At 42.2% G+C, this 23,749-nt stretch carries 24 protein-coding genes, 1 pseudogene and 1 riboswitch; of the genes and pseudogenes, 23 read left to right on the top strand and 2 right to left on the bottom strand.

Annotated features, from left to right (window positions below):
• Positions 1 to 74: 74 nt before the first annotated feature.
• From DSOL_RS06800 to DSOL_RS06715, 18 genes are all read left to right on the top strand, one after another.
• A complete protein-coding gene (locus DSOL_RS06800) occupies positions 75 to 419 on the top strand; it encodes a cupin domain-containing protein (protein ID WP_075364123.1) in 345 nt (114 codons plus the stop codon).
• A gap of 267 nt (positions 420 to 686) precedes the next feature.
• A complete protein-coding gene (locus DSOL_RS06795) occupies positions 687 to 1,895 on the top strand; it encodes a tRNA-dihydrouridine synthase (protein ID WP_075364122.1) in 1,209 nt (402 codons plus the stop codon).
• A gap of 70 nt (positions 1,896 to 1,965) precedes the next feature.
• On the top strand, positions 1,966 to 2,742 hold the full coding sequence (locus DSOL_RS06790; protein ID WP_075364121.1) for a carbon-nitrogen family hydrolase: 777 nt from the start codon (positions 1,966 to 1,968) through the stop codon (positions 2,740 to 2,742).
• 101 nt (positions 2,743 to 2,843) lie between these two features.
• A complete protein-coding gene (locus DSOL_RS06785) occupies positions 2,844 to 3,542 on the top strand; it encodes a DUF2848 family protein (protein WP_075364120.1) in 699 nt (232 codons plus the stop codon).
• Between the two features lie 112 nt (positions 3,543 to 3,654).
• Entirely contained in the window at positions 3,655 to 3,861 is a 207-nt protein-coding gene (locus DSOL_RS06780) for a 4Fe-4S dicluster domain-containing protein (RefSeq protein WP_075364119.1), read from the top strand.
• Entirely contained in the window at positions 3,858 to 5,030 is a 1,173-nt protein-coding gene (locus DSOL_RS06775; RefSeq protein WP_235838722.1) for a 2-oxoacid:acceptor oxidoreductase subunit alpha, read from the top strand. Before DSOL_RS06780 ends, DSOL_RS06775 begins: the two co-directional genes overlap by 4 nt.
• The gene (locus DSOL_RS06770; RefSeq protein WP_075364118.1) at positions 5,000 to 5,830 is read left to right on the top strand and encodes a thiamine pyrophosphate-dependent enzyme; all 831 of its coding nucleotides are present in this window, start codon (positions 5,000 to 5,002) and stop codon (positions 5,828 to 5,830) included. The genes DSOL_RS06775 and DSOL_RS06770 overlap by 31 nt, the downstream gene beginning before the upstream one ends.
• The gene (locus tag DSOL_RS06765) at positions 5,831 to 6,358 is read left to right on the top strand and encodes a 2-oxoacid:acceptor oxidoreductase family protein (protein ID WP_075364117.1); all 528 of its coding nucleotides are present in this window, start codon (positions 5,831 to 5,833) and stop codon (positions 6,356 to 6,358) included.
• Between the two features lie 158 nt (positions 6,359 to 6,516).
• Positions 6,517 to 7,881 carry an MFS transporter gene (locus tag DSOL_RS06760; protein ID WP_170871458.1) on the top strand — a complete coding sequence of 455 codons (1,365 nt, stop codon included), beginning with the start codon at positions 6,517 to 6,519 and terminating at the stop codon, positions 7,879 to 7,881.
• Positions 7,882 to 7,957: 76 nt separating this feature from the next.
• Positions 7,958 to 10,717 carry a molybdopterin-dependent oxidoreductase gene (locus tag DSOL_RS06755; RefSeq protein ID WP_075364115.1) on the top strand — a complete coding sequence of 920 codons (2,760 nt, stop codon included), beginning with the start codon at positions 7,958 to 7,960 and terminating at the stop codon, positions 10,715 to 10,717.
• 85 nt (positions 10,718 to 10,802) lie between these two features.
• Positions 10,803 to 11,642: an FAD binding domain-containing protein gene (locus DSOL_RS06750; RefSeq protein WP_075364114.1), complete on the top strand. Its 840-nt coding sequence runs from the start codon at positions 10,803 to 10,805 to the stop codon at positions 11,640 to 11,642.
• On the top strand, positions 11,639 to 12,142 hold the full coding sequence (locus tag DSOL_RS06745; protein ID WP_075364113.1) for a (2Fe-2S)-binding protein: 504 nt from the start codon (positions 11,639 to 11,641) through the stop codon (positions 12,140 to 12,142). Before DSOL_RS06750 ends, DSOL_RS06745 begins: the two co-directional genes overlap by 4 nt.
• A 2-nt stretch (positions 12,143 to 12,144) precedes the next feature.
• Complete coding sequence (locus tag DSOL_RS06740) at positions 12,145 to 14,436, top strand: xanthine dehydrogenase family protein molybdopterin-binding subunit (RefSeq protein ID WP_170871457.1); 2,292 nt, start codon at positions 12,145 to 12,147, stop codon at positions 14,434 to 14,436.
• A gap of 358 nt (positions 14,437 to 14,794) precedes the next feature.
• Positions 14,795 to 15,580 carry an XdhC family protein gene (locus tag DSOL_RS06735; RefSeq protein ID WP_075364112.1) on the top strand — a complete coding sequence of 262 codons (786 nt, stop codon included), beginning with the start codon at positions 14,795 to 14,797 and terminating at the stop codon, positions 15,578 to 15,580.
• Positions 15,573 to 15,926, top strand: a complete 354-nt coding sequence (locus tag DSOL_RS06730; RefSeq protein WP_075364111.1) for an XdhC family protein — start codon at positions 15,573 to 15,575, stop codon at positions 15,924 to 15,926. The genes DSOL_RS06735 and DSOL_RS06730 overlap by 8 nt, the downstream gene beginning before the upstream one ends.
• Before the next feature lie 16 nt (positions 15,927 to 15,942).
• Entirely contained in the window at positions 15,943 to 16,875 is a 933-nt protein-coding gene (locus DSOL_RS06725; protein ID WP_075364110.1) for a DMT family transporter, read from the top strand.
• A 33-nt stretch (positions 16,876 to 16,908) separates the two neighbouring features.
• Positions 16,909 to 17,151, top strand: a complete 243-nt coding sequence (locus DSOL_RS27880) for a hypothetical protein (protein WP_075364109.1) — start codon at positions 16,909 to 16,911, stop codon at positions 17,149 to 17,151.
• 240 nt (positions 17,152 to 17,391) lie between these two features.
• The gene (locus DSOL_RS06715) at positions 17,392 to 19,056 is read left to right on the top strand and encodes a methyl-accepting chemotaxis protein (protein WP_075364108.1); all 1,665 of its coding nucleotides are present in this window, start codon (positions 17,392 to 17,394) and stop codon (positions 19,054 to 19,056) included.
• A 176-nt stretch (positions 19,057 to 19,232) separates the two neighbouring features.
• Here the strand turns inward: DSOL_RS06715 and DSOL_RS06710 are convergent.
• Positions 19,233 to 19,469 (bottom strand): annotated as a pseudogene (locus DSOL_RS06710) (ABC transporter permease); the annotation flags it as partial.
• 16 nt (positions 19,470 to 19,485) lie between these two features.
• On the opposite strand from DSOL_RS06710, the gene DSOL_RS06705 reads away from it, so the two are divergent.
• The 4 genes from DSOL_RS06705 to DSOL_RS06690 all read left to right on the top strand — a co-directional run bounded on the left by DSOL_RS06705 (position 19,486) and on the right by DSOL_RS06690 (position 21,410).
• Entirely contained in the window at positions 19,486 to 19,674 is a 189-nt protein-coding gene (locus DSOL_RS06705) for a ferredoxin (protein ID WP_075364107.1), read from the top strand.
• 95 nt (positions 19,675 to 19,769) lie between these two features.
• The gene (locus tag DSOL_RS06700) at positions 19,770 to 20,651 is read left to right on the top strand and encodes a VOC family protein (protein ID WP_075364106.1); all 882 of its coding nucleotides are present in this window, start codon (positions 19,770 to 19,772) and stop codon (positions 20,649 to 20,651) included.
• A 188-nt stretch (positions 20,652 to 20,839) separates the two neighbouring features.
• Positions 20,840 to 21,112 (top strand): type II toxin-antitoxin system Phd/YefM family antitoxin, encoded by a 273-nt coding sequence (locus DSOL_RS06695; protein WP_045574418.1) that lies wholly within the window; start codon positions 20,840 to 20,842, stop codon positions 21,110 to 21,112.
• A complete protein-coding gene (locus DSOL_RS06690) occupies positions 21,099 to 21,410 on the top strand; it encodes a type II toxin-antitoxin system RelE/ParE family toxin (RefSeq protein ID WP_075364105.1) in 312 nt (103 codons plus the stop codon). The genes DSOL_RS06695 and DSOL_RS06690 overlap by 14 nt, the downstream gene beginning before the upstream one ends.
• 51 nt (positions 21,411 to 21,461) lie before the next feature.
• Here the strand turns inward: DSOL_RS06690 and DSOL_RS06685 are convergent, their stop codons facing one another.
• A complete protein-coding gene (locus DSOL_RS06685; RefSeq protein WP_075364104.1) occupies positions 21,462 to 22,421 on the bottom strand; it encodes a DMT family transporter in 960 nt (319 codons plus the stop codon).
• A 137-nt stretch (positions 22,422 to 22,558) separates the two neighbouring features.
• Positions 22,559 to 22,709, bottom strand: a riboswitch (FMN riboswitch).
• A 160-nt stretch (positions 22,710 to 22,869) separates the two neighbouring features.
• Between DSOL_RS06685 and DSOL_RS06680 the strand changes: the two genes are divergently transcribed.
• Complete coding sequence (locus tag DSOL_RS06680) at positions 22,870 to 23,724, top strand: 4Fe-4S binding protein (RefSeq protein WP_075364103.1); 855 nt, start codon at positions 22,870 to 22,872, stop codon at positions 23,722 to 23,724.
• The last annotated feature ends 25 nt before the right edge of the window (positions 23,725 to 23,749 follow it).

Genomic DNA, 23,749 nt, shown 5'->3' with positions numbered 1-23,749 from the left:
CATATGGCATAATATTTGCATGCTACCAATTTAAACAGCACCGAAGCTGAATAAATTGGGGAGGATGATAAAAAATGGGTAAACCAGAGTTAGAATTTTTTGATCATGATCTTAATATTGGTTGGCGTCAGGTCGAGGGAGCGTTGGATGGGATTATTGAGAAAATATTAAGCCTTGATCCTGAGACTGGCTCCTATACAAGACTTTTAAAATTTCCTCCAGGGATCACAACAAATGAAACCCTGATTCATGATTTTTGGGAAGAAGTTTACATTTTGAAAGGTAGTTTAACAGATCTTAAAAAGAAAGAGACATATATTGAAGGTATGTATGCGTGCCGTCCTCCTCAGATGACTCATGGTCCGTATAATATACCTAGTGGCTGCATGACCTTAGAGATTCGCACTTACGTGAAGTAACTTAAAGAATGAAACGTTATCAAGAAACCTGTAACTGTTAGCAATTATTGCAAACAGTTTTTTTTTTACATAGAGCAGGGATATTTGACTATTCCTAATAATAAGAAAAAAGAACCATTTTTATCAAAAATGATAATGATAATTGCGAGATAAGGCAAAATATGCTGATTATCAAGCTAATTAAGTTCCTAAGTAGTTGGTACGATATTTGCAATTCATGATATTGTACCATCCACAATTGATAACGAAAAGAGAGGATTGATCAACATGAAACCTGATTTGAGCGTAGAGGTATGGGGTAAGAAGTTTAAGAATCCAATTATTGTTGCTTCGGCAACTCCCACCAAGGATGCCAATTACATGAAGAAATGTGTCGATGCTGGAGCTGGGGGGCTTATTTCTAAAACAGTGACTTATGAAAAAGCTTTGCATCGTTACGTTTCACCTAGGTTTACAGTCTTGCACAAGAAAGGTTGGCCACACGCATTTTCAAATTATTCCGCTGAGTTCTTAGCGACGTATACTCCTGAAGAATGGATGCCAGAGATGGTAGAGACAAAAAAATATTGTGCAGAGAATAATACCGTTTTTATAGGCAGTATTTCCGGCGATACTTTAGAGAATTGGGGCAAACTTGCCAAGATGGTGGAAGAATCCGGAGCGGATATGATTGAGTGTAACTTTGGCTGTCCACACCCGCGAGATTTAGGTTATAAGAGTGGACAAGAATTAGGCAGTGATCCAGAGGCGGCAGCTCAAGTTACTAAGATCGTTGTCGAGGCGGTCAAAATTCCGGTAATTATTAAACTGACAGCAGAGGCTGTGGATCCAGTTTATGTCGCGAAAAGGGTTGCCGCAGAAGGGGCTAGCGGTGTTACCGTCCATAATAGGTTCCCAGCTCTGGACATTAACATTGAAACGGGTCGGCCACTCTTACATTCTACGTTCGCGGGAGTAGGTGGTCCTTGGATGCGCCCGATTATGTTGAAGTGGGTTGCGAAGGTTGCGAAGTCTCTGGACATTCCAATCTCCGCTACCAATGGAATTTGGACGTGGGAAGATGTTGTTAAATCAATTATGGTGGGGGCATCGACCGTTCAGACTTGCACGGCGATTATGTATGGCAGCAAACAGTTCGGCGTTATCCAGGACTTTATTAAAGGGTTAGAAGATTTCATGGGAGCTAAGGGGTACAACAGCATTGCGGAGATGCGGGGAATTACCTTGAATCAGCTAAAAACGTGGGATTTAGTGGATCGAGAGAGTCGATTCCTTTCAGAAGTAAATCCGGATAAGTGTAACGGTTGTAAACTCTGTGTAAACTGGTGTTTCTATGGTGCAATCACCATGGAGGACAAAAAGGCGCAGATTGATCGCACTAAATGTGATGGGTGCGGCTTATGTCCCTCACTTTGTCCCAGAGATGCAATTACTTTGGATGGACTTGGACATAGCTATTTAGGTAATTTCCGTTAATTGTTAAACTAACTGATTAAGTAATTATAGAAAGTATTCTCATACGATGAATGATTTAGGGGGTATCACCTTGAAAGTATCTTCTATACAATTTCTAATCAAGGATGATGAAAATAAAGAACAGCGATTAAATCGTATGTTGGAAAAAATAGATGCCTGTCGTGGCTCCCAGTTAATTATTATGCCGGAAATCTGGAAGACAGGGTATTTCAATTTTGATAGTTATGAAGCAGAAAGTGAAAGTTTAAATGGGGAAACCGTAACACTAATTGCAGCTAAAGCAAGAGAATTGCAAGCCTATATTATGACTGGGAGTTTTGTCGAAAAGGATCAAGGTAAACTGTTTAATACTAGTGTTCTCTTAAATCCCCTAGGAGAAATAATTGCTACTTATCGGAAGATCCATCTTTTCGGGTATGGCTCTGAAGAGGCCCGTGTTCTTACTCCAGGTTCCCAAGTAGTAACGGTAGGGACCGAATATGGAACTTTTGGTTTGGCTACCTGCTACGATCTTAGGTTTCCAGAATTGTTCCGGAAAATGCTGGATCAAGGTGTGGATTTTTATCTAATTGCTTCAGCGTGGCCCTATCCTCGTCTGGATCATTGGCGGACACTCAATCAGGTTAGAGCGTTAGAAAATGAGTGTTATTTAATCTCCGCTAACTGTGCAGGTATAAATAAAGGCAAACAATATATGGGTCACAGTGCTATCGTGGATCCTTGGGGTGTTATCATTGCAGGCGCAGGCGATGAGGAGGTTATCATCACTGCAGAGATTGAAGCTTCCGAGGTTAAGCGGGTTCGGGAGATTTTTCCTCCGGTGAAGGATAGGGTAATCTTTGATTAAAACCAAACGATTATTATTTTCGAAAACATTAATATTTATCACATTCCTTATATCGCTCACAAAGCAACTGAATAATGCGTTCAAAAAAAGGAGGGGCGTTTATGACTAATTTTACTTTCTTTATTAATGGGGATCCAGAGCAAAAATTAGAGTTTATGACTAAACGAATCCTTAATGGTGGTTTCATTGGTCGGAATCAAGAACAAGTTAAAAAACACATTCAAGAGCTTGCGGAATTAGGCGTTCCCGCACCTAAGGAAACACCCGTTTTTTACCCTCTTCTTCCAAATAAGTTGACAACAAACCAAGAGTTAGAAGTAGTTGGAACAGGAAACTCTGGAGAAGTAGAATTTGTACTGCTCTATACAGCAGAAGGACTATTTGTTGGGGTGGGTAGTGATCATACCGACCGTGATTTAGAGAAGTCGAGTATTCTTAAATCTAAACAGGTTTATCCAAATATTATGTGCCCAGATGTTTGGAGTTATGACGATGTTATTGATCATTGGGATGAGCTAGAGATGAGAAGCTGGCTAGGTTCAGCTAAAGAAATTCTATATCAGGAAGGCACCTTAGCCCAATTGATGAGACCAGAGGATTTGAGGGAGCGGGCGGAGTCTTTAATTGCAGGAGAGCTTCAAGGAACCGTGCTATTTTCCGGAACGCTAGCAACACTTGAGGAACTAAGATTTAACGAATACTTTAATATGGAATTACTAGATCGCAAAAGGAATAAGAAGCTGACTTATTCTTATAAAGTTCAGCCTCTAAAGTGGTTTAAAGGAGAACTGGAAGGCTAATGATTTGGCTATAAATTAGTTTATTTAGTGATAGCGCGATTTTTGTAGGCCAGGATGGTTATTTAGCAACGATTATTATTTTTCGACAAATTTTAGGGGAGGGTAGGGAAAAATGTCACAAGTTATAAATGTGGTAATTCTTATAGATCCAATTCGATGCAAAAAATGTGGACTTTGTCAAGCATTTTGTCCGCAAAAAGTCTACACTTTAGCAAAAGACGGGACACCGCTTGTAACTAGCCCAGAAAAGTGTACCAACTGCCGCCTGTGCGATCTGCGCTGCCCTGATTTCGCGATAACCTTGGAGGTGTTAACGTGATCAGACCACTTGGAGTACAATTCATGCAAGGAAATGAAGCTTGCGTTTATGGGGCTCTGGATGCAGGGGCAAGGTTTTACGGGGGTTATCCAATTACACCTTCCTCTGAAATAGCAGAACTTTCAGCTGAATTATTACCGCAGTTTGATGGTGTTTTCCTTCAAATGGAGGATGAAATTGGGAGTATTGCAACAATCATTGGTGCTTCTGCTGCTGGTAAGAAATCCTATACCGCGACAAGTGGCCCCGGATTTTCGCTTATGCAAGAGAATTTAGGGATGGCCATCTATGCCGAGGTTCCTATAGTACTTATTAATATCCAGCGAAATGGACCTAGTACAGCTCTTGCCACGCGCCCGGCTCAGGGAGATGTGATGCAGGCACGTTGGGGCACGCATGGTGACCACCCAATCATCGTTTTGTGCCCGGATTCAGTCCAAGAATGTTATGACCTAACCATCCGTGCATTTAATTTAGCAGAAAAGTATCGGATTCCGGTAATCTTACTGGGTGATGAAGTTATCGGTCATATGCGAGAGAGCTTAACTATTCCAGAACTAGATAAGTTAGAAATTATAAATCGTAAAATGCCGAGTGAACCCGTTGAGGGATTTAAACCATATAAAACAGAACAAGATGATATCCCTGCTATTCCCCCTTATGGAACAGAGTATATTGTGCATATTAGCAGTTCTTGTCATGATGAATCGGGTTATTCCCATAATGCTCCTCAAACAGCAGATAACTTAGTACGGCGCTTACATCGAAAAATAGAAAACAATAAGGCTGATATCGTCCAGGTGGAATGGTTTGGCCCTATTGATGCAGAGGTTAGCATTATTGCTTTAGGAGTCGTATCACGTTCTGCCAAACAGGCTGTGATAGATGCCCAAAAAAAGGGGCTCTCTGTAAACCTTTTAAGGCTGATCACTCAATGGCCTTTTGCTGATGATGAAGTTAGGGAAGTACTAAAGAAAGCCAAGGCAGTTATCGTACCTGAACTTAACTTGGGACAAGCGGTTCAGGAAGTAGAGCGCCTTAATTCGTTTAATACCCCCGTTTATTCACTTTCTCGGATCGACGGTGAAATTATTACCCCTACACAGATCGCTGAGAAAATTGAGGAGGCGTTATACAAATGTCAGCGCGACTTTACCAAGAGTATTTAGAAAATGGCAAGTTACCTCACATGTGGTGTCCAGGCTGTGGAGATGGCATCATATTACGCGCTTATACCGAAGCTTTAGCAGAACTAGACCTTGCCCCAAAGGATGTTGTCTCTGTGACCGGAATTGGTTGTTGGGGAAAAGCAGATGACTATTTATCCACTCAGGCCTTTCACGGAACCCACGGCCGTGCATTAGCCTTTGCCACTGGTATAAAATTAGGAAATCCTGATTTAACGGTTGTCACCTTAATGGGAGACGGAGATGCCGTCACAATAGGCGGAAACCACTTTATTCATGCTGCTCGTCGCAATATCGACCTTACTGCCATAGTTGCAAACAACTACAACTATGGAATGACAGGAGGACAGTATTCAGCTACCACCCCTTTAGATAGCAAAACCACTACTTCACGAAAAGGGACAGCTGAACCGGGGTTTGATGTCTGTTTGCTCGCCGAAGCTGCTGGAGCGAATTTTATAGCAAGGACAACAACTTATCACGTTGGTGCACTCAAAAACCTTATAAAAGAGGCAATAACCCACAAAGGATTCAGTTTAGTCGAAGTTATCAGTCCCTGTACTACTTATTTTGGCCGATTCAATGGTCAACCCAGTACTTTGAGCATGTTCAATTTGTTAAAAGACAAAGCGATTCCCATCCAAAAATACCGAGAAATGTCAGTTCAAGAACAAGAAAAGTATTTTGCCATTGGTACCTTGATCAAGAGAGAAAGGCCTGACTTTTATACCACGTATCGTCGGATTAATAGTGGTAGCGAAACAGCAGGGAGGAAAGAGTAGATGGCAGAGAAAACATGGCAAATCGTTTTAGCGGGTACAGGAGGCCAAGGGTTAGTTTTAGGTGGGGTAACCTTAGCCAAAGCCGCGGTTCTAGAAGGAAAAAATGCCGTGCAAACTCAAACCTATGGAATTCAATCACGGGGAGGGTACTCTCAGTCTGAGGTGATAATCAGTGATGAAGACATCTATTTCCCTAAGTGTGATCGGCCGGACTTAGTGCTCGCTTTGAGCCAACAAGGATATGATCGCTATAGGGGTATTGTATCGGATGAATGTATTATTCTTTATGATCAAGATACCGTAAAAAATAATAATCGGTTACACGATATTGGGTATCCATTTAGTGCTAAAATAATGGATTTAGGAAATGAAAAGGCGATTAATTCTTTGTTTTTAGGCAGTGTTCTGAAACTTTGTCCAGTCGTTGCCAAAAAAAGTCTTGCTAAGGTTTTGGAGAATTCATTACCTGCTAAGATCTTAGTCGTCAATTTAAAGGCCTTGGACTTAGGGTACGAGGAAATTAGTTGAGGCCTTTTCTAATTTCTAAAGTACGAAAGAAGGGAGGCTTAGTTCGTAAATTTATTGAAAATTTAAAAAATTGTTTTTATTTTAAATTGAAAATCTAATTAATGGTTAATTTTAAAAAGATTTAATAAAAGGAGTTGTTTTTAATGTCTACATTGACATTGGAAAAACTAACTGGTCGTATGGAAAGGTTACCCTTTTCGAAAATCCATAAGAAAGTATTTTCACTTGCAGCAATGGGTTATCTTTTTGATGCTTATGATGTGGCATTGTTGGGTTTCATCATGCCATTAATGTCTAAAGAACTACATTTGACCCCTGTACAAATAGGATTTACGTTTAGCATTGGATTGTTCGGTATGTTGATAGGGGCGCTAATTGCTGGAACCTTAGCGGATAAATTTGGCAGGTTGAAGATATTCCAGTATACTCTTTTGACCTTTGCAATAGCCACTGGTTTAACAGCGTTTGCACCCAATTACACAATACTTCTTGTTTTACGCTTCATTACAGGTTTGGGACTTGGTGGAGAACAACCTGTCGTATTTACCTTTTTGAGCGAAATGGTTCCTAATGAATATAGGGGTAGAGTAAATGGTATGACTGAGGCAATGTGGGGATTTGGTACTTTACTTGCTGCAACTACGGCTTTCTTTGTTCTGCCGGTATTCGGATGGCGCATGACATTTGCTTTTGGTGTGCTTCCCGCAATATTGGTTTGGTTCTTTAGATTAGGAATTCCAGAGTCACCGAGGTGGTATATGATTAAGGGTCAAATTGATAAAGCTGAACAGCAGCTAATAATGATTGAAAAAATAGTCGAGGGTGAAAAGGGTCCATTGTCTGAGCCGCAGATAGTAGCTCCTATTACATTACTTACAGGTTACAAGCATGCAGCTTTAATGAAGCCAGTATTTCTTAAACGCTCGGTTGTTTTGTGGGCATTATGGTTTTTTTCAATGTTCGGTTTTTGGGGTGTAACTTCATGGATGCCTACTTTGATTAAACAAGCAGGATACTCTCTGTACGCATCGATCGGTTTCGTATTTATTATGAATCTTGTGTGGGTTCCTAGTGGGATTGTATCATCCATTCTAATGGATAAAATTGGGCGAAAGACACCTCTGACAGTATACCTGGTACTTGGCGGAATTGTTACCCTTTTGTACGGTTGGGTTTTGGCTAACCATATTGGGGGAGTTGCGGCCCTCTTAAGCTGTGGAATGGCAGTAATTTTTTGCATGGCAGGCGCCTTCCCAGTTATTTTTGCGTACACCCCAGAGAATTATCCAACTGAAATTCGGGGAACTGGTACTGGAACGGCGAATGCGTGGGGGCGAGTTGGAGGTATTCTAGCTCCCACTATTGTTGGATTTTTATATCCTATAATTGGACTAACATATACATTGGGAGTTGTGGCTGCGGCTTTTGCACTTGGTGGAGTGGTAATGGCACTATGGGGAATAGAGACAAAAAATAAGATTCTTGAGGAAATTTCTAATGTTAATTTTACTGCTAATGTTTGATGACTTGAAAGAAAGCATTAGAAGTTAGAGGATTTTCCGATATGTGTTAAGGACTAAGCGAAAAAGGGGGATAAAAATGGGAATTCATGAGATTCAATTCAGGATTAATGGTCGACCAATTAAACTTTTGGTAGACCATAGTAAGACTTTGCTTAATGTGTTGAGAGATGATCTAAGGTTAACAGGAACTAAAGAAGGGTGTAAAGAAGGGGTATGTGGAAGTTGTACCGTTTTAATTGATGGCAATCCTGTAAATTCGTGCAAGTTACCTATTGAGCGAGTGGCAGGGAAAACGGTTGTTACTATTGAAGGAGTTGGTACCAGAGACAATCCTGATGCCATTCAACGTGCCTTTGTCGAGGTAGGAGCGGCTCAATGTGGTTTTTGCACGCCAGGGATGATTCTTACTGCTAAATCAATCTTAGACAAGAACCCTAATCCATCACGAGAAGAAGTACGTCAATCCATAAAACGTACCCTCTGTCGTTGTACTGGTTATAAGAAGATAATTGATGGAGTAATGCTCGCTGCTGATTTGCGGAGGGAACCAACTATCATTAGAGATCGAGATGTCAGTGAATACCGCTTAGGAGGCAGCATTCCGCAGTTAAACTCCTGGGAAAAAGTCACCGGCAACTTGAGATTTTCCCAAGACATTTATTTAGAGGACATGTGTCATGCTAAAGTTCTACGTAGCCCACATTTTCATGCCTTAGTAAAAAACATTGACACCAGTGAAGCGGAAGCTATGCACGGGGTAGTTGCCATAGCTACAGCTAAGGACTTGAAAGGTCCTAATCGGGTCAAATATATTTTCCATGACTTAAGGGTGGTTGCCGACGAAAAGGTCAGGTATTACGGTGAACCTGTGGCGATTGTAGTTGCCCGTACTGTAGCAATTGCAGAAAAGGCCCTTGCAAAAATCAAAGTAGATTACGAGGTACTGCCAGTAGTAACCGACCCCTTTGCAGCGCTTGAAGTGGGAGCACCTGAAGTGCAGGAACAGGATTATCCTGGTAACATGCTCATGTACCAAAACTTGGTTCAAGGTGATATTGAGGAAGGTTTTAAAGAAGCTGATATCATCGAAGAAAATACGTTTACGACTCCTGCAAATATTCATGGTTACCTTGAACCCGATTCTGGTTTGGCCTACTTCGACGAAGAAGGACGTGTCGTAATTTATGCCTGTGGTCAGGCTCCCCACTACCATAGGGATGAGGTGGCACGGGTTTTGGGTTTGGGTACCGATGAAGTCCGTGTGGTTGAAGATGGTACTGGTGGCGGCTTTGGCGGGAGAATAGATCCATTTGTGCAAGTACTTTTGGGTTTAGCCGTGTACAAGGCCAAGTTACCAGTGAAGCTTCAGTTTACGGCTGAGGAAAATTTTATTGGTATTCCAAAAAGACATCCCTTTACGATTAAACTCAAAACTGGTGTACGTAAAGATGGAAAGATTGTTGCCCATTACGGTGAAATCGTGGGCGATGCAGGGGCCTATGCTTTAGCAAGCCCGGGAGTCTTAATGCGGGCCATAGTCCACTCTTATGGGCCGTATGAAATTCCAAATATCAAGGTGCTTGGCAAGATGGTATTAACCAATAATACTCCTACTTCTTCGATGCGGGGGTTTGGGGTCTCTCAAATGTGTTTTGCAGTAGAAACGCAAATTAACCGGATTTGCCAGAGGTTAGGTATGAACGTTCTGGATTTTGCCAAGCTTAATGGTTTTAAACAAGGTACGATAACCGCAACTGGACAACTCATTAAAGACCCCCCGGGTTATCTGGAAGTTATAGAAACCATTGAAAACCATTGGGCTAAAAAAGTCGATAAAGCCACTGACCCGGATAAAACTGCTAACCTCCCTCCTCATATTAAACGGGGTAAGGGATTTGCCACTACTTGGTATGGGATTGGCAAGACGGGATTACTTAATTTATCTCGATGTAATGTAGAGATCACTAAGCAGGGGACATTAATACTCAAAGAAGGAGCTGCGGAGATTGGTCAAGGATCAACGACTGTTATGGCCCTGATTGCTGGGGAGGAATTGGACCTCACTCTAAATAAAATACAAGTAATTGCTGCTGATTCACTGCTTACACCTGACTCAGACCTTACTTGTGCCAGTAAGCATACGTTTTATACCGGAAACGCGACTCTATTAGCTTGCAAAGAACTTAAGAATAACCTCTTTGCCGCGGCTGCAGTAGAGTTAAAGGCGGAAGCAACAGAACTCCAGACTAAAAACGGGTTAGTGTTTGTTAAAATACATCCAGAGAAAGCCTTGAGCTTCGGCGAACTGCGCCAACGCGGTTACGAATTGACCGGATTCGGGGAATTTATAGTTCCGCTTGACCTGTTAGACCAGGATACCGGTCAGGGTACGTTATATGTAGTATTCACTTACGGAGCTGCTGTTGTGGAAGTAGAAGTTAACACCGAAACTGGCGAAGTCAAGGTGCTTAACTCTGCAGTGGCTTTCCAGTGTGGACGTGCTATTAATAGGCTGGCGATGGAAGGTCAAATGGAAGGCGGGGTTGCCATGGGTGTGGGCTATGCTCTAATGGAGGAATATATACCTGGAAAGACCAAGAGTTACAAGGATTATCGGTTGCCCCGCTCTACCGATGTTCCTTTGGATATAAGCACCTATGTTGTTGAAATTCCTCAGGGTCCAGGGCCGTTTGGTGCTATCGGTATGGGTGAGGCAGCTCATTTTCCCCAGGCACCTGCCATTATTGCTGCGATACATGATGCGTGCGGCATTTGGATTCATGATTTGCCAGCTAAGCCACAAAGAATTTTAGAGTCTTTAAGTCGGAAGGTCTAGTAAATATTGAAGGGTTGCGATGGCTTAAGGGTGGCTGGATCTGGTCTCCCTTAAGCATTATTAAGCGAAATAATGGGGTGAAGAGTTGATCACTGCATACGAAAGGGTCTTTAGCATAAGTGAGGCAGTTCAGGCTTTAGAAACATATAGACCATGGGGGAGAATTCTAGCCGGTGGCACAGACCTTTTACCTAAAAACAGGCTTAATAATAACATATCAGTTCCGCTAGTTTTTGTAGATATTAAGCGGATTCCCGAACTCAAGGGAATATACTTGGATAATAATTGGCTTGTGATTGGCTCCAACACAACTTTAAATGAGTTAATAATAGACAAACTGGTACAAACTTATGCTCCAATGCTAGCCCAAGCTGGCTCAAAGGTAGGTTCATCAGAAATTAGGAATAGGGGAACGGTTGGGGGCAATATTGGGAGTAAGAATGCTAAGGCTGATTTACTAATACCTCTAATAGCTTATGGAGCTGTGGTAGAACTATATAATCTGGCGGGAAAACAAGAGTTATTACTGGAAACACTATCTCCGGAAATAATTAGATTGTTTGGAAGCGAGAAAGTCCTTGCCAAGGTTAAGGTTCCCTTGGCTAAATCTGTTAAATGGGCTTACAATCGTTGGACTAAAGAAAGCATGGGACGGCCATTTGTCAGTGCCATGGTAGGAATTGAACAAATCAATGAGGGAGATTTCTGTCGATTGATCACTGTACTGGGAGGAACTGGTCGGTGGCCTAGAAAGGTAGAAATGGTTATAAAAGCTGATTCAATTTTAGATCAAGAAGAATCTACTGCGATGGTAAAACGTATTGTAAATCAGACCATCCCCATAGATAAGGATGAATATTGGCTACGGATAGCTCAAGTAGTGTTATCTAAAGGAATCAGTGATCTAGGCGGGTGTAAGCTATGAACTATAGGATTCGATTGGTTGTGAATGGTTTTGACTACGAAAGTGACGTTAAAGCCAATGAGACATTATTAGATTTCTTAAGAAATCAATTGGGCTTGACTGGGGTTAAAAAGGGATGTGATGGAGGAGAATGCGGGGCTTGTGTAGTACTGATTAACGGCCAACCCGTAAACGCTTGCCTTGTATTAGCAGTTGAGTTAGACGGGGATGTAGTAACAACAATAGAAGGGTTAGACGATGAGGATTCTCGCTTGATCCAAGAGGCTTTTGTTGCTGTTGGAGCAGTTCAATGTGGATTTTGTAGTCCAGGAATGGTCATAGCTACTAAAGGTCTGTTAGATGTAAATTCAGCCCCCACCCAAGAAGATATTAACCAAGCTATGGTGGGGCACCTCTGTCGATGCACTGGCTATTCACGTACTGTAACTGCAGTTCAGGATGCTGCCGATCGACTAAAAGCCCGTCGACTAAAACAAACTATTCTAGAAGAGGAGGGATAAGTTTGTCCGGAGACTTAATCGGAAAAAGTATTCCTATGATTGATGGCTTGGCTAAAGTTAGTGGCAAACTTACTTTTACCTCGGATTTGGAACTACCTGGGTTATTGTATGGTAAAGTCTTGCGCAGTCCTTTGGCACATGCCAAGATTTTAAACATTGATACCAGCCAAGCTAAGAAATTAACGGGCGTTAGAGTGGTCCTAACGGGGCGAGATCGATTGTATCCTTATTATTCGGTTGCAGGTCAGTCGGTTTTGGATGAGCAGCTTTTGGCAGGGGAAAAAGTGCATTACGTAGGTGACGAAGTAGCCGTTATTGCCGCCATAGATCCTGATATTGCGGCTGAGGCTCTGCGGCTAATAAAGGTTGACTATGAGGAATTGCCTGTCCTGCTTGATCCCCTAGAAGCTATGAGAGAGGGAGCTCCTCTGATTCACCCTGATCAACAAAGTAATGTTCCCTATAAAATAGAGTTTTCTCGCGGCAACTTACTACAAGGATTTAAGGAGTCAGCAGTCATTGTAGAGGATTCATTTAGCACACCACTACAGTATCATGGTTATCTTGAACCCCATGCAGCAGTAGCCCAGTGGGATGCTAGGGGGCGTGTTACTCTATGGATTCCTATGCAATCCCCTACTTTGGGGAGGATCACTTATTCTAAGGCTTTAGGAATTTCGGAAGACCAAGTACGAATTATACAGATGCCTATTGGTGGGGCATTTGGGGGTAAGCTGGAATATAAACTGCATGTTCTGTGCGCTTTACTGGCAAGAGAAGCTAACCGACCGGTAAAGATGATCAATACTAGGGAAGAAGATTTCTTATCAGGTCTGCCACGTGTCCCCATGCAGATTCGAATGAAGCTTGGCGTGCGAGCGGACGGAATTCTGGCTGCTAAGGAAACGGAAATTGTTGCAGATAGTGGTGCTTATGTTAATTATGCTCATGGGATATTGTTAAGCGCTTGCCACAGACATGACAACCTCTACCGGATAAACAACCTTCACACCAAAGGATTTTTGGTTTATACGAACAAATTAGCGACTGGTTGTTTTAGGGGGTTTGGCAATCCCCAAGTTCATTTCGCGTATGAAAGCTTACTGGACATGGCTGCCGAAAAGCTTAGTATGGATCCAGCCGAACTTCGACTGAAAAATGCCATTCAGGCTGGAGATACAACTCCCCATGGCTGGAAGGTTTTAAGCAGTGGTTTGAGCGACTGCATTCGTCAAAGCACTAACGGTGCTGATTGGAACACTAAACGTCAACAGAAACAGGAAAACAAGAGATTTGCTCGGGGAATTGGGCTAGCCTGTTGTCTCCATGTGTCGGGAAACCGTACCTTTCTACCCTATTTTGATGGTGCTTGTAGCGATATTCGTATTAACGAGCAGGGTAAAGTAATCGTCTTTGTGGGTGAAACGGATTTGGGTCAGGGAGCTCTGACTACTTTCGCCCAAATTGCTGCTCATGAGTTAGGGGTGGACATATCTGACGTTACAGTATCTTACGTTGACACTGATACCAGCCCTCATGGGTTGGGCACTTTTGGAGACCGAGCAACCACCCTCGGCGGTAATGCAGTGAGGCTGGCGGCTATTGATGCTCGAGTAAAGTTATTGACTGTCGCAGCCGCAGTACTTAAGACCGAAAAAGATGAACTAGATATTAGTAAAGGGATAATAAGCAGCGTTACTAACTTAGAGAAAAAAATGACAGTTGCTGAGGCAGCAAAATTTGGTTGGGCTCAGTTGGGTGGGGGGCTTATAACTGGACAGGGGGTTTATATACCGCCCGATGTCAGTATGGTTGATCCACAGACTAAGTATGGTAATATTTCCTGTGCCTATCCCTTTGCGGCTCAGGTAGCGGAAGTAGAAGTGGATAGGTTAACTGGAACGGTTAAAGTTCTTAATATGGTAGCTGCCCATGATTTGGGTAAAACCCTCAATCCACTTTTGGCGGAAGGCCAAGTGCAAGGCGCTATAGCTCAAGGAATTGGCTATACGCTCATGGAAGATATGGGAATGAAAAAAGGTATTGTCTTTAATCGAAATTTCGAAAAATATAATATGCCTCGAATTACGGACGTTTCTCCAATCACAACTATCTTTGTCGAATCGAATGACCCTAACGGCCCTTATGGAGGGAAGGGTTTGGCAGAACCCGCATTAACGCCTACGGCACCGTCAATTGCCAATGCAATATTCAATGCAGTGGGGGTTAGGATCAAGGAATTGCCGATTACGCCGGAAAAGATCTTAAGGGCAATGGAAGATAGTAATATATGATTTAGAAAACTGAATCTATCGGCTGACAGGCCCTTTTGCCTGTATAAAAGGAAAAGGGCTTGTGTAATCTCAGAATCAGCATTGGGAGGTTGGTATAGATAACGTAAATTAACGAAATAACGAAGACATATTGAAAATCTTGTTATGGTATATAAAAAAGCCTTATAGTCGAGATCGAACTAGTTCCTGACCGTTTCTGTTTTACAGAATCCTAATAAAAATTTTTTGGAAAAGCTCGATTACCTGTACTTGTACAAGGAGGTATGTTTAAAGCCTTGTACGTTCTAAAGGAAGAAGCTAGAGGGGGATAAATTTTAAAGTTATCTTTGAAAACTTATAACGGGAAAGGTTGATACATATGATCGAGTTCTATTCTGCTGTAAACCAATGGATGAAAGACAATCGTTTCGGGGTCACGGGTACCATTGTCAGTAGCCAATCTGATCGTTGTTTCACAGGAGCTAAATTTTTGGTTGACGGGACAGGGCGGTATATCTTGGGCCAAATTGATTCAGAGATAATAGCTTTACTGAATGAATCTATTCAGGACGTTCTACGTGCGAAAGCTTCAAAAGTTGCTAATATAATCTACATCAATGATTCTATTAAGGTTTTCCTTGATCCCATTTTACCCCAACCTCGTTTGCTTATTTTAGGTGGAGGACATATTGCGGTACCCTTGACAGAAATGGGTAAACTGCTTGAATTCCATGTTAGCGTTGTTGATGATCGCTTATCCTTTGCAAACCCAACTCGTTTTCAGTCCGCTAATCAAGTACTATGCCAGGATTTTGAGAAAGCAATTCGTGAATTTCCTTTTGATACAAATACGTATGTGATCATTGTGACGCGTGGGCACCGTCACGACAAAACATGCCTAGCCGAAGTTTTGAGGAGAAAAGAATCAGCTTATATCGGAATGATCGGAAGCAAGAGAAAAGTTGCTGCCTTGATCGAAGATTTGAGCGAGGAAGGATTTACTGAAGAAGAATTAATAAACGTCTATGCACCTATCGGCTTGGATATTGGGGCGCAAACTCCGGCAGAGATTGCAGTAAGTATTATTGCAGAAATTATTATGGTACGTCGCTATGGGTACAGTCATGGACTGAAAACACAACAAGGAGGTATGAACAATGGATAGCAGGGTACTTGATGTCATTATGTGTTTAGGAAAAGATGAACAAGTCGCCTTAGCAACGCTTATTACAACTCGAGGGTCGACCCCTCGTAAAGCAGGCGCCCAAGTCTTGTTCTTTCGTGACGGGCAAACGGTAGGAACGATTGGGGGAGGGTGCGGCGAAGCAGAAGCCAGAAGGGTTGCCTTTATGGTTATGGAGTCGGGACAACCAATTACGGTACAAGTAGACTTAACACACGATGTTGCTGAAGCCGATGGTATGGTATGTGGCGGTATCATGGAGATCTTTATCGAACCCTTAAATCTAAAAGAGAGACAAATTGCTAATAAAACCACTCAAATATCTTAAGAAAGGAGTGGTTTGAATGGCCAAAAATTTCGATCCTTTACCACACTTAAAACTTATTATGGTTGCCTTAATTTTTAGCACTAATTTTATAGTTGGAAAAACCCTTGTTGAATTTCCACCACTCTTTATAGGCACAGTTCGCTTTTCCGTTGCGGGTTTATTTTTCATTCCGATACTTTTTTTTAGTAAGACTAGACTTCCAAAAGGGCGTATTTGGATAAAAATCATCGTTATGGGTTTAACCGGAGTTGCAATATTTAATCCCTTGGTTTACTGGGGACTTCACTATACTAGTAGTATTAATGCGACTTTAATTAACTCGTTTAACCCGATGACTATTGCTTTTCTAGGTTATTTTTTGCTAAAGGAAAAGTTAACTCGCTCAAGTCTGTTGGGTTTACTGATTTCATTCCTTGGTATAGCTTTTATAGTTGGCCGGGGAAGCTTATTAGATCTTTTAAAACTCCAATTTAATATTGGAGACTTGTTAGTATTTTCGAGTACTTTTATTTGGGGGTTTTATACTGTTTTAATCAGAAACGTTTCGAATGTACTAAAGCCCATGCAAAGCACCTCTTTGGCAGTAATGGCAGGGCTAATCTTTATGATTCCGGGTAGTTTGGTGGAAAGTATATGGCAACCAATACCTCATATTACATTAGGTGCAGGCCTCTCGTTGTTATATCTAGGTATTTTTCCGTCAGTGGTTGCTTTTTTATTTTGGAATACTGGCGTTTCCAAAGTAGGTCCAATACAGGCTAGCGCCTACTATAATTTAATTCCGGTATTTAATGTTTTGTTAGCTTCTTACATACTCAATGAAAAATTACTTTCATATCACATTGTCGGAGGTATGTTTATTATCATGGGTATTGTAATTACTTCTATTGGCCAATATAAAACCCAAATGCGAAATAGAGTTATACAACCGCATTCTAAAACGCTTTAAGAGGTTTAAGATTATAAAAGAGGTCCCAACAGGATGATTGATGATGAAGCAACCACCAAGGTCAAACAGCTGCCACTAGAATGGATGCTCACTCATGCTGTTGAGGCGTATGTTTCCACCATCGCCACATCTGTTACAGATTCGGCTGTATTAATGGCTTTAAAATTATGCGGGTTTTTTAAAAAAAACAGCAGTAAAACCCCTGATTTTAACTCTCCCATAAATCCAAATGTTGTAAAAGAAAGGTTCCCTAAGTCAGCAGAGAATTGGTTGTAGTCCTAAATATTCATCCTATCAGACGCTACAACCTTGCTGGGCCTATTGGTGGAAAATTATGTCGCTAAACTTGGGTTAGTACAAAGAGAAAAAACTCGCAAAACAGCTTGAGAATTTCGTTACGGCAAAAGTTACCCCTACTCAGGTGAATACGTTAAATAAGTAAGGTTAAGGTTGAAGAGATTAGGTTATCTTTAAAATTAGAGTAGCCAAGAGTATTGAATGGTGAGGTAATAAATTATGTTTAAAAAATACAGTTTGCAATTTAGTATGGGTCTCATTGTTTTTACTTTCGTCATTGCCCTTGGTATTTCTATTAGTGGACTAATTTCAGATAGTCAAATTATGGACAAGATGGCCAATACCAACATTGAAATTTTGTCAACTGCAAAGGACATTCAATTTGATGAACTTACTTTAACCGATGCTGTTAGGGGGATAATAATAGACCCATCCAACCAGGAACTTACTAGATATAATTTATATGCAGACAAGATTGATAGTGATATTAAGAGAATGCAAGAACTTGACCCTAGTAGCAAAGTAGACTTTGATAAGATTGACGGATTAAATAAACAAATGGTTGTGCTTGAAGACCAAATGATGACATCGCATGACGAAGCAGTAAATATATATAAAGGGCAGTATTCTACTCTGAGGCAACAACTCCAGACTATTATGAATGAATTTATTGATCGTGAGAAAAAGATTATTGCTCAAGAAGGAAAAGATGATATTGCACGTAGCGTCATTTTGCGAAATGTGGCAATAAGTATAGGATCTATTGCAATACTTATAAGTATTATCATAGCTTGGTTTCTCCTTCGAAGTATTATTAGCCCAGTAAGAGCCATAGCTGCTGAGGCAACTAAAATAGCGGACGGGGATTTAACAGCAAAAGAAATTGAAGTAAAAGCTAAGAATGAAATTGGGGAGTTGGCAGCAGCATTTAATCGAATGACCCAGAATTTGCGAGACTTGGTCAAACAAGTATATGAATTGTCTGAACAGGTGGCGGCATCGGCGGAAGAATTAAATGCTAGTGCTGAGCAAAATACCCAAGCAGCCAACCAGATTTCCGTTGCGATTACGGGTGTTTCTTCTGGTGCTGAGAATCAGTCAAGTGCCATCGAAGAGACCTCCGCCGCAATTCAGAAAATGTCTGCAAGCATAGAGCAAATGGCTGCCACGGCCAGCACCGTGGCTCAACAGACTGAAAGAACCTTTTCCGTTACACAAGAAGGGCAGAAAGCTGTGGACAATGCAGTCAAACAGATGGGTGCAGTTGCAAAAGGCACGTCAGATGTTAGAGAAAGTATCGGTAAACTAGCGGGAAGTTCCAAACAAATTGGAGAAATTACAAATGTGATTTCGGACATAGCAGGACAGACCAACTTACTGGCTCTCAATGCTGCTATTGAGGCTGCAAGGGCGGGTGAGCAGGGACGTGGCTTTGCGGTTGTCGCGGAAGAAGTCCGTAAGCTCGCCGAGCAGTCAGCAGAAGCTGCTACCAAAATAGCTGGACTAATCAAGGAAAATCAAACTAACATTCATGATGCGGTACGGTCCATGGAAGTAGGGGCTAACGATGTGGAGCACGGAATCGAGGTAGTAGATAAAGCAGGTATGGCCTTTGCCGAAATTGCGAGGTCTGTTGAACAAGTATCCACCCAAGTCCAAGAAATTACCGCGACGACACTTCAAATGGCTAATAGTAGCCAACAAGTCGTGACTAAGGTGCGAGAAATTGAAAATATTAGTAGGTCCAATTTAAGCGAAACTCAGACGGTTTTAGTTGCTACAGAAGAACAAACGGCTTCAGTTGAACAGATCGCTGCAGCTAGCCAAACTCTCACGACGATGGCTCAGGAATTACAAAATACATTAAATAAGTTCCGCTTCTAGAACTGTATTTGGATATTTAACATGGATTCAGAACGGCGACGTGTAAAAAAGGCTATGAAAAAAATGCTCGCCGTCACGTTCGACAACAACTCGGTTAACCGAAGCCGGGAACTTTCAGTTTATGGAGCTTTTCAAGGAGCTTAGCTGCTGTTCAGCTTTATTAATTTGTCCCTTAATCATATACCACCTCGGTGACTCTGTTTTTGTTGGAGTAGGGTTAAGCCTAAGGTGGCCCCATAGGCTAGTAAGCATAAAATAATACTTAAGGCAATAGCGATGTCGAAGTTGCCCTTGGAAACCTCTAGAACGGTTGCAGTTGTGAGAACACGAGTCTGTTCTTTTATGTTCCCTCCGACCGCTATAGACGCCCCAATCTCCGAAACAATGGCCCCAAAACCAGCAATAACCGCTGTTACAAGGAGGTACATTATGATTGCTGAAGTAGACAAAGAAGAGTGCATCGGGTGTGAATCATGCCCTGAATTCTGTCCTGAGGTATTTAAGATGGAGGCGGATGGGTTGGCAGTAGCCTATGTAGAACCGGTTCCCGCTGAGTTTGAGGCAGCCGTCAAAGAAGCTGCCGAGGGCTGCCCAGCACACTGTATTCACCTTAAATAGTTACGAGTTGATAAGTTAATAGGACTGGGAAAGGCGGATGATTATCATCCGCCTTTAATAAAATTAACCAATAGGATAAAGCAAGGAGAATCAAGATGCAAAAGATTGTCCCACACTTATGGTTTGACAAGGAAGCCGATGAGGCATCGAAGTTCTATACGTCTCTATTCGATGGATCAAAAATCAAGAACAAAACGATATTAAATGACACACCCTCAGGATCAGTGGATATGATCACAGTTGAGCTCGCAGGACAAGAATTCATGTTGCTGTCAGCGGGTCCATTATTTAAATTTACACCCGCGGTATCATTTCTGATCGCTTGTAGTTCTATTGAAGAAGTTGAAATGTTATGGAATAAACTTATCGAAAATGGCGCAGCGCTCATGCCCATAGATGTTTATCCGTTTAGCGAAAAATATGGCTGGGTAATGGACAAATACGGCCTTTCTTGGCAAGTAATGTACATGCGTGATCTTGAGATCAAGCAAAAAATAACCCCAACTCTTATGTTTGTCGGGGATCAGTGTGGAAAGGCAGAAGAAGCCATCCAATTCTACACAACTTTATTTAAACACTCCAGCGTTGGTCATATCCTTAGATACGACGAGGATGCTGCCCCAGACAAAGCTAACACGATCCAACATGTTGACTTCGTACTTGAAAACCAAACATTTGCAGCGATGGACAGCGCCTATGAGCACGGCTTTACGTTTAATGAAGCTATTTCATTGATTGTAAAGTGCGATACACAAGCAGAAATAGACTATTATTGGGATAAGCTTTCTGCAGTTCCGGAAGCAGAACAATGTGGTTGGTTAAAGGACCGCTACGGATTTTCATGGCAGATTGTCCCCACGATGATGAATGAGATGATACAGAATAAGGATGCTGCAAAATTGGCACAAGTGACTGAAGCATTTCTTAAAATGAAGAAATTTGATATTGCTGAATTAATAAAGACCTATGAAAAATAAATAATACATAGGTATTCAGCGTTAATTGAGTAAGTTGATTCGGTAGGGGCATCATGAAAAGTGATGCTCCTTTTGAAGCCCCTGGTTGGCACTTGCCAAGAAAAGCGATGAGAAATTGACTCTTGCAAATTAATTAAGGTATAATATGAGTAGAATTATGATATTCCTAATTTGAAAGGGGATAGGGTATGCCCACCATTAAATCGTCTACCTCACTACGCAATGATTATAGTAAAATCTCCAAGTACTGCCATGAAACCGGCGAACCGGTGTACGTTACTGTTAACGGCGAAGGTGATTTAACCGTAATGAGTATCGACGCTTTTGAGAAGCGCGAACGGGCCTTGGAAATCCGCGAAAAGCTACTGGAAGCACAATTGCAAAAAGCCAATGGCGTGCCTATGCTAGACTTCGACGAGGCTATGAGCGAACTGAAGGCGCTGGCTCATGGCAAACTATAAAATCAAAATCACTCAGATTGCCCAAGATGACTTGAAGAGTATAATTGCGCATATTCGCCTTAATAATCCCGATGCCGCCATCAGAATGTATGAAACGATAAAAGAGTCCATTGGCAAGCTGGCAGACTTCCCTCTCATGGGTTCAGTACCGTTGGACACCAAGATTGCTGGACAGGGCTATCGCATGATCGTTGTTGATCCCTATCTTGTTTTCTACATCCTAGTTAAGGAAGAGAACACGGTGGAAGTTCATCGAGTGCTTCATGGTAAACAGGATTTTCCGCGCATAATGACATAACAAATAATTAAAGTGAACTGATTGATTTCAAAATCATATCAGCACTTTCAACTAGCAAGCTAAATCGGACAGATGGGAAACGGACGTCTCCGGTACCTTCGGGTCATTGCGCAACCGCGACAAATGCAGCACGGCCATCCAGATGATGGCAAAACCGATCCATTGGCCTAGGTCAATGGTCTGGTGTAATATAAGCCAGTTGAGGAGTAAGCCAGTTGCAGGGAAGGCGAGCTCTGCAATAGTTGCATGAGAGGCCTTGACCCCATTCAACCCTCGGTAATAAAACAGTAGACTCAATAGACTTGGCACAATGGTTTGGAATAGTAGGTTTGCCCAAACTGGTGCCAAACTTAGTGCCTGGCTGAGACTGTGCCAATTCGAGTGTTGCACTAGGATGATGAGAGTCAATAATGGCAGCGCTACAGCAAATCTTAATGCCGTTACGGTGGTAAACGACACCTTGCCGACAAGGCGTTTACCCATGACCGTCGAACCGCCCCACAGAGCGGCTGCTCCTAAAGCATATAACGATCCGATAAGCTGCATGCTATCGCCGGTCGTCGGAATGTGCAGGCCGAAGGTGAGTAGGTAGGCACCGATGAGCACCACAACCAACATCATCCAGAAAGCCTTCACCATGCGCTCTCTGAGTATCCAGGCGGCTAACAGAACCGTGAAAACGGGCCGTACCTTTTGCAGGATAAGCACCACGTTCGGATTGCCGTACGTAAATCCGGCTGTAAACAGGAGGGAGGCCAGAGCCGATCCACCCCAGGCGATGAACAAGATGGCTAACCAGTCGCCCAGATTCAGACATTTGAGCTCATGACGCTTCCAAATGAGCACGGGCGCGGCAAAGAGCAACAATAACATGTGCTCTACCCAGACAATCTGGGAAGAGGTCAAATAGTTGAGCAACGTCACGATAAAGACACCGTCGAGTCCCCACATAGCGGCTCCAAGAGCGATCCACCATATGCCCATGTGGGATGTTTGTTTTTTCTGTACCAATTGAAAACCCTCCAACCTGATCTGATATTTGAATTGAACCGACATAACGCGAACGGAACAGCGCGCATCAAAAATACCTCGAGAAGTTTCTCGAGGCAGCAAGTTTCACTAGAAAAGACCTCTTAGTCTAACCCAGTTTGTTCCTTCTCTCATCCGGACTATACCGTCGGCCTTGGAATTTCACCAAGTCAATCGGCGCAACAATTATGGTTACGTCGAGTCGCGGGCTGGATTGCACGGGCAATCGTCACCGCCGGTAGGGAATCTCACCCTGCCCCGAAGGTTCATATTCAGTTAATGAAGTATAACATAATCGGAAATACAGTGGTAGTAGATACTTGGAGCATGTCGCCCCAAGAGGCTCCGTAAGCAAGTTTAATAATTGGACAGGATTTCCAAAAAACTTTCTCGAATAAGTATAAATAAAGTTGGTTTGCGGGAGGTAGTTATGGATAAGAAGGACATTGTCAAAATGGCGACATGGTTTGTGAAAAACTCCGATCACAATCTTATATCTAAGGAAGTTGCGCTTTCAGAGGCGGTCGTTGGTATGAGGATTTTTGAGACTCCAATTTTTGCGTTTGGTGCTGCAGATGATCAGTATTTTGAAATATTGAAACAGCCATTAGTAATAGGACAACACTTTATGCCTCCCCAAGAATGGTTACCCCAGCCCAAAACGGTTATCTCCTTTTTTCTACCCTTTACCGAGGCAGTAAAAAAGGGCAACAGACGAGATATGTCATGGCCTTCAGAAGAATGGTTGCATGGACGGATTGAAGGTCAAGCTCTAGTTGTTAAGCTTTGCCAATATTTGAATTCCGAATTGATAAATGCCGGCTATAAAAGCCTTGCGCCGTCTTTGGATGAAAGATTCTGGGCCAAAACCAAAGATAATAAACCGGCTCAGAATTCGGACAATAATAGGAGAACAGACCTATTATTCACGAGTAATTGGTCTGAAAGACATGTTGCCTTTGTATGTGGTCTTGGGACATTCGGACTTTCTAAAGGCCTAATCACCGAAAAAGGGATTGCTGGCAGATTCGGCAGCATCGTTACAGAATTGGAGTTGCCTCCTGATAAAAGGATGTATGAAAACATTTATGATAACTGTTCCATGTGTGGAGCGTGTGTAAAAAATTGTCCAGTCAATGCGATATCTCTTGATAAGGGGAAAAACCACATACTTTGTTCTGAATTCATAAACAAAACAAAGGAGAAATGTAAACCAAGATATGGTTGTGGAAAATGTCAGATAGGAGTTCCGTGTGAAAGTAGTATTCCTAAAAAGATAAATTGAATTTTGATGGTAGCTTCCGCCTACC

It is taken from the genome of Desulfosporosinus metallidurans (genome assembly GCF_001936615.1).
Lineage (GTDB): Bacteria > Bacillota > Desulfitobacteriia > Desulfitobacteriales > Desulfitobacteriaceae > Desulfosporosinus > Desulfosporosinus metallidurans.
This window is presented reverse-complemented; position numbering and strand designations above follow the sequence as displayed.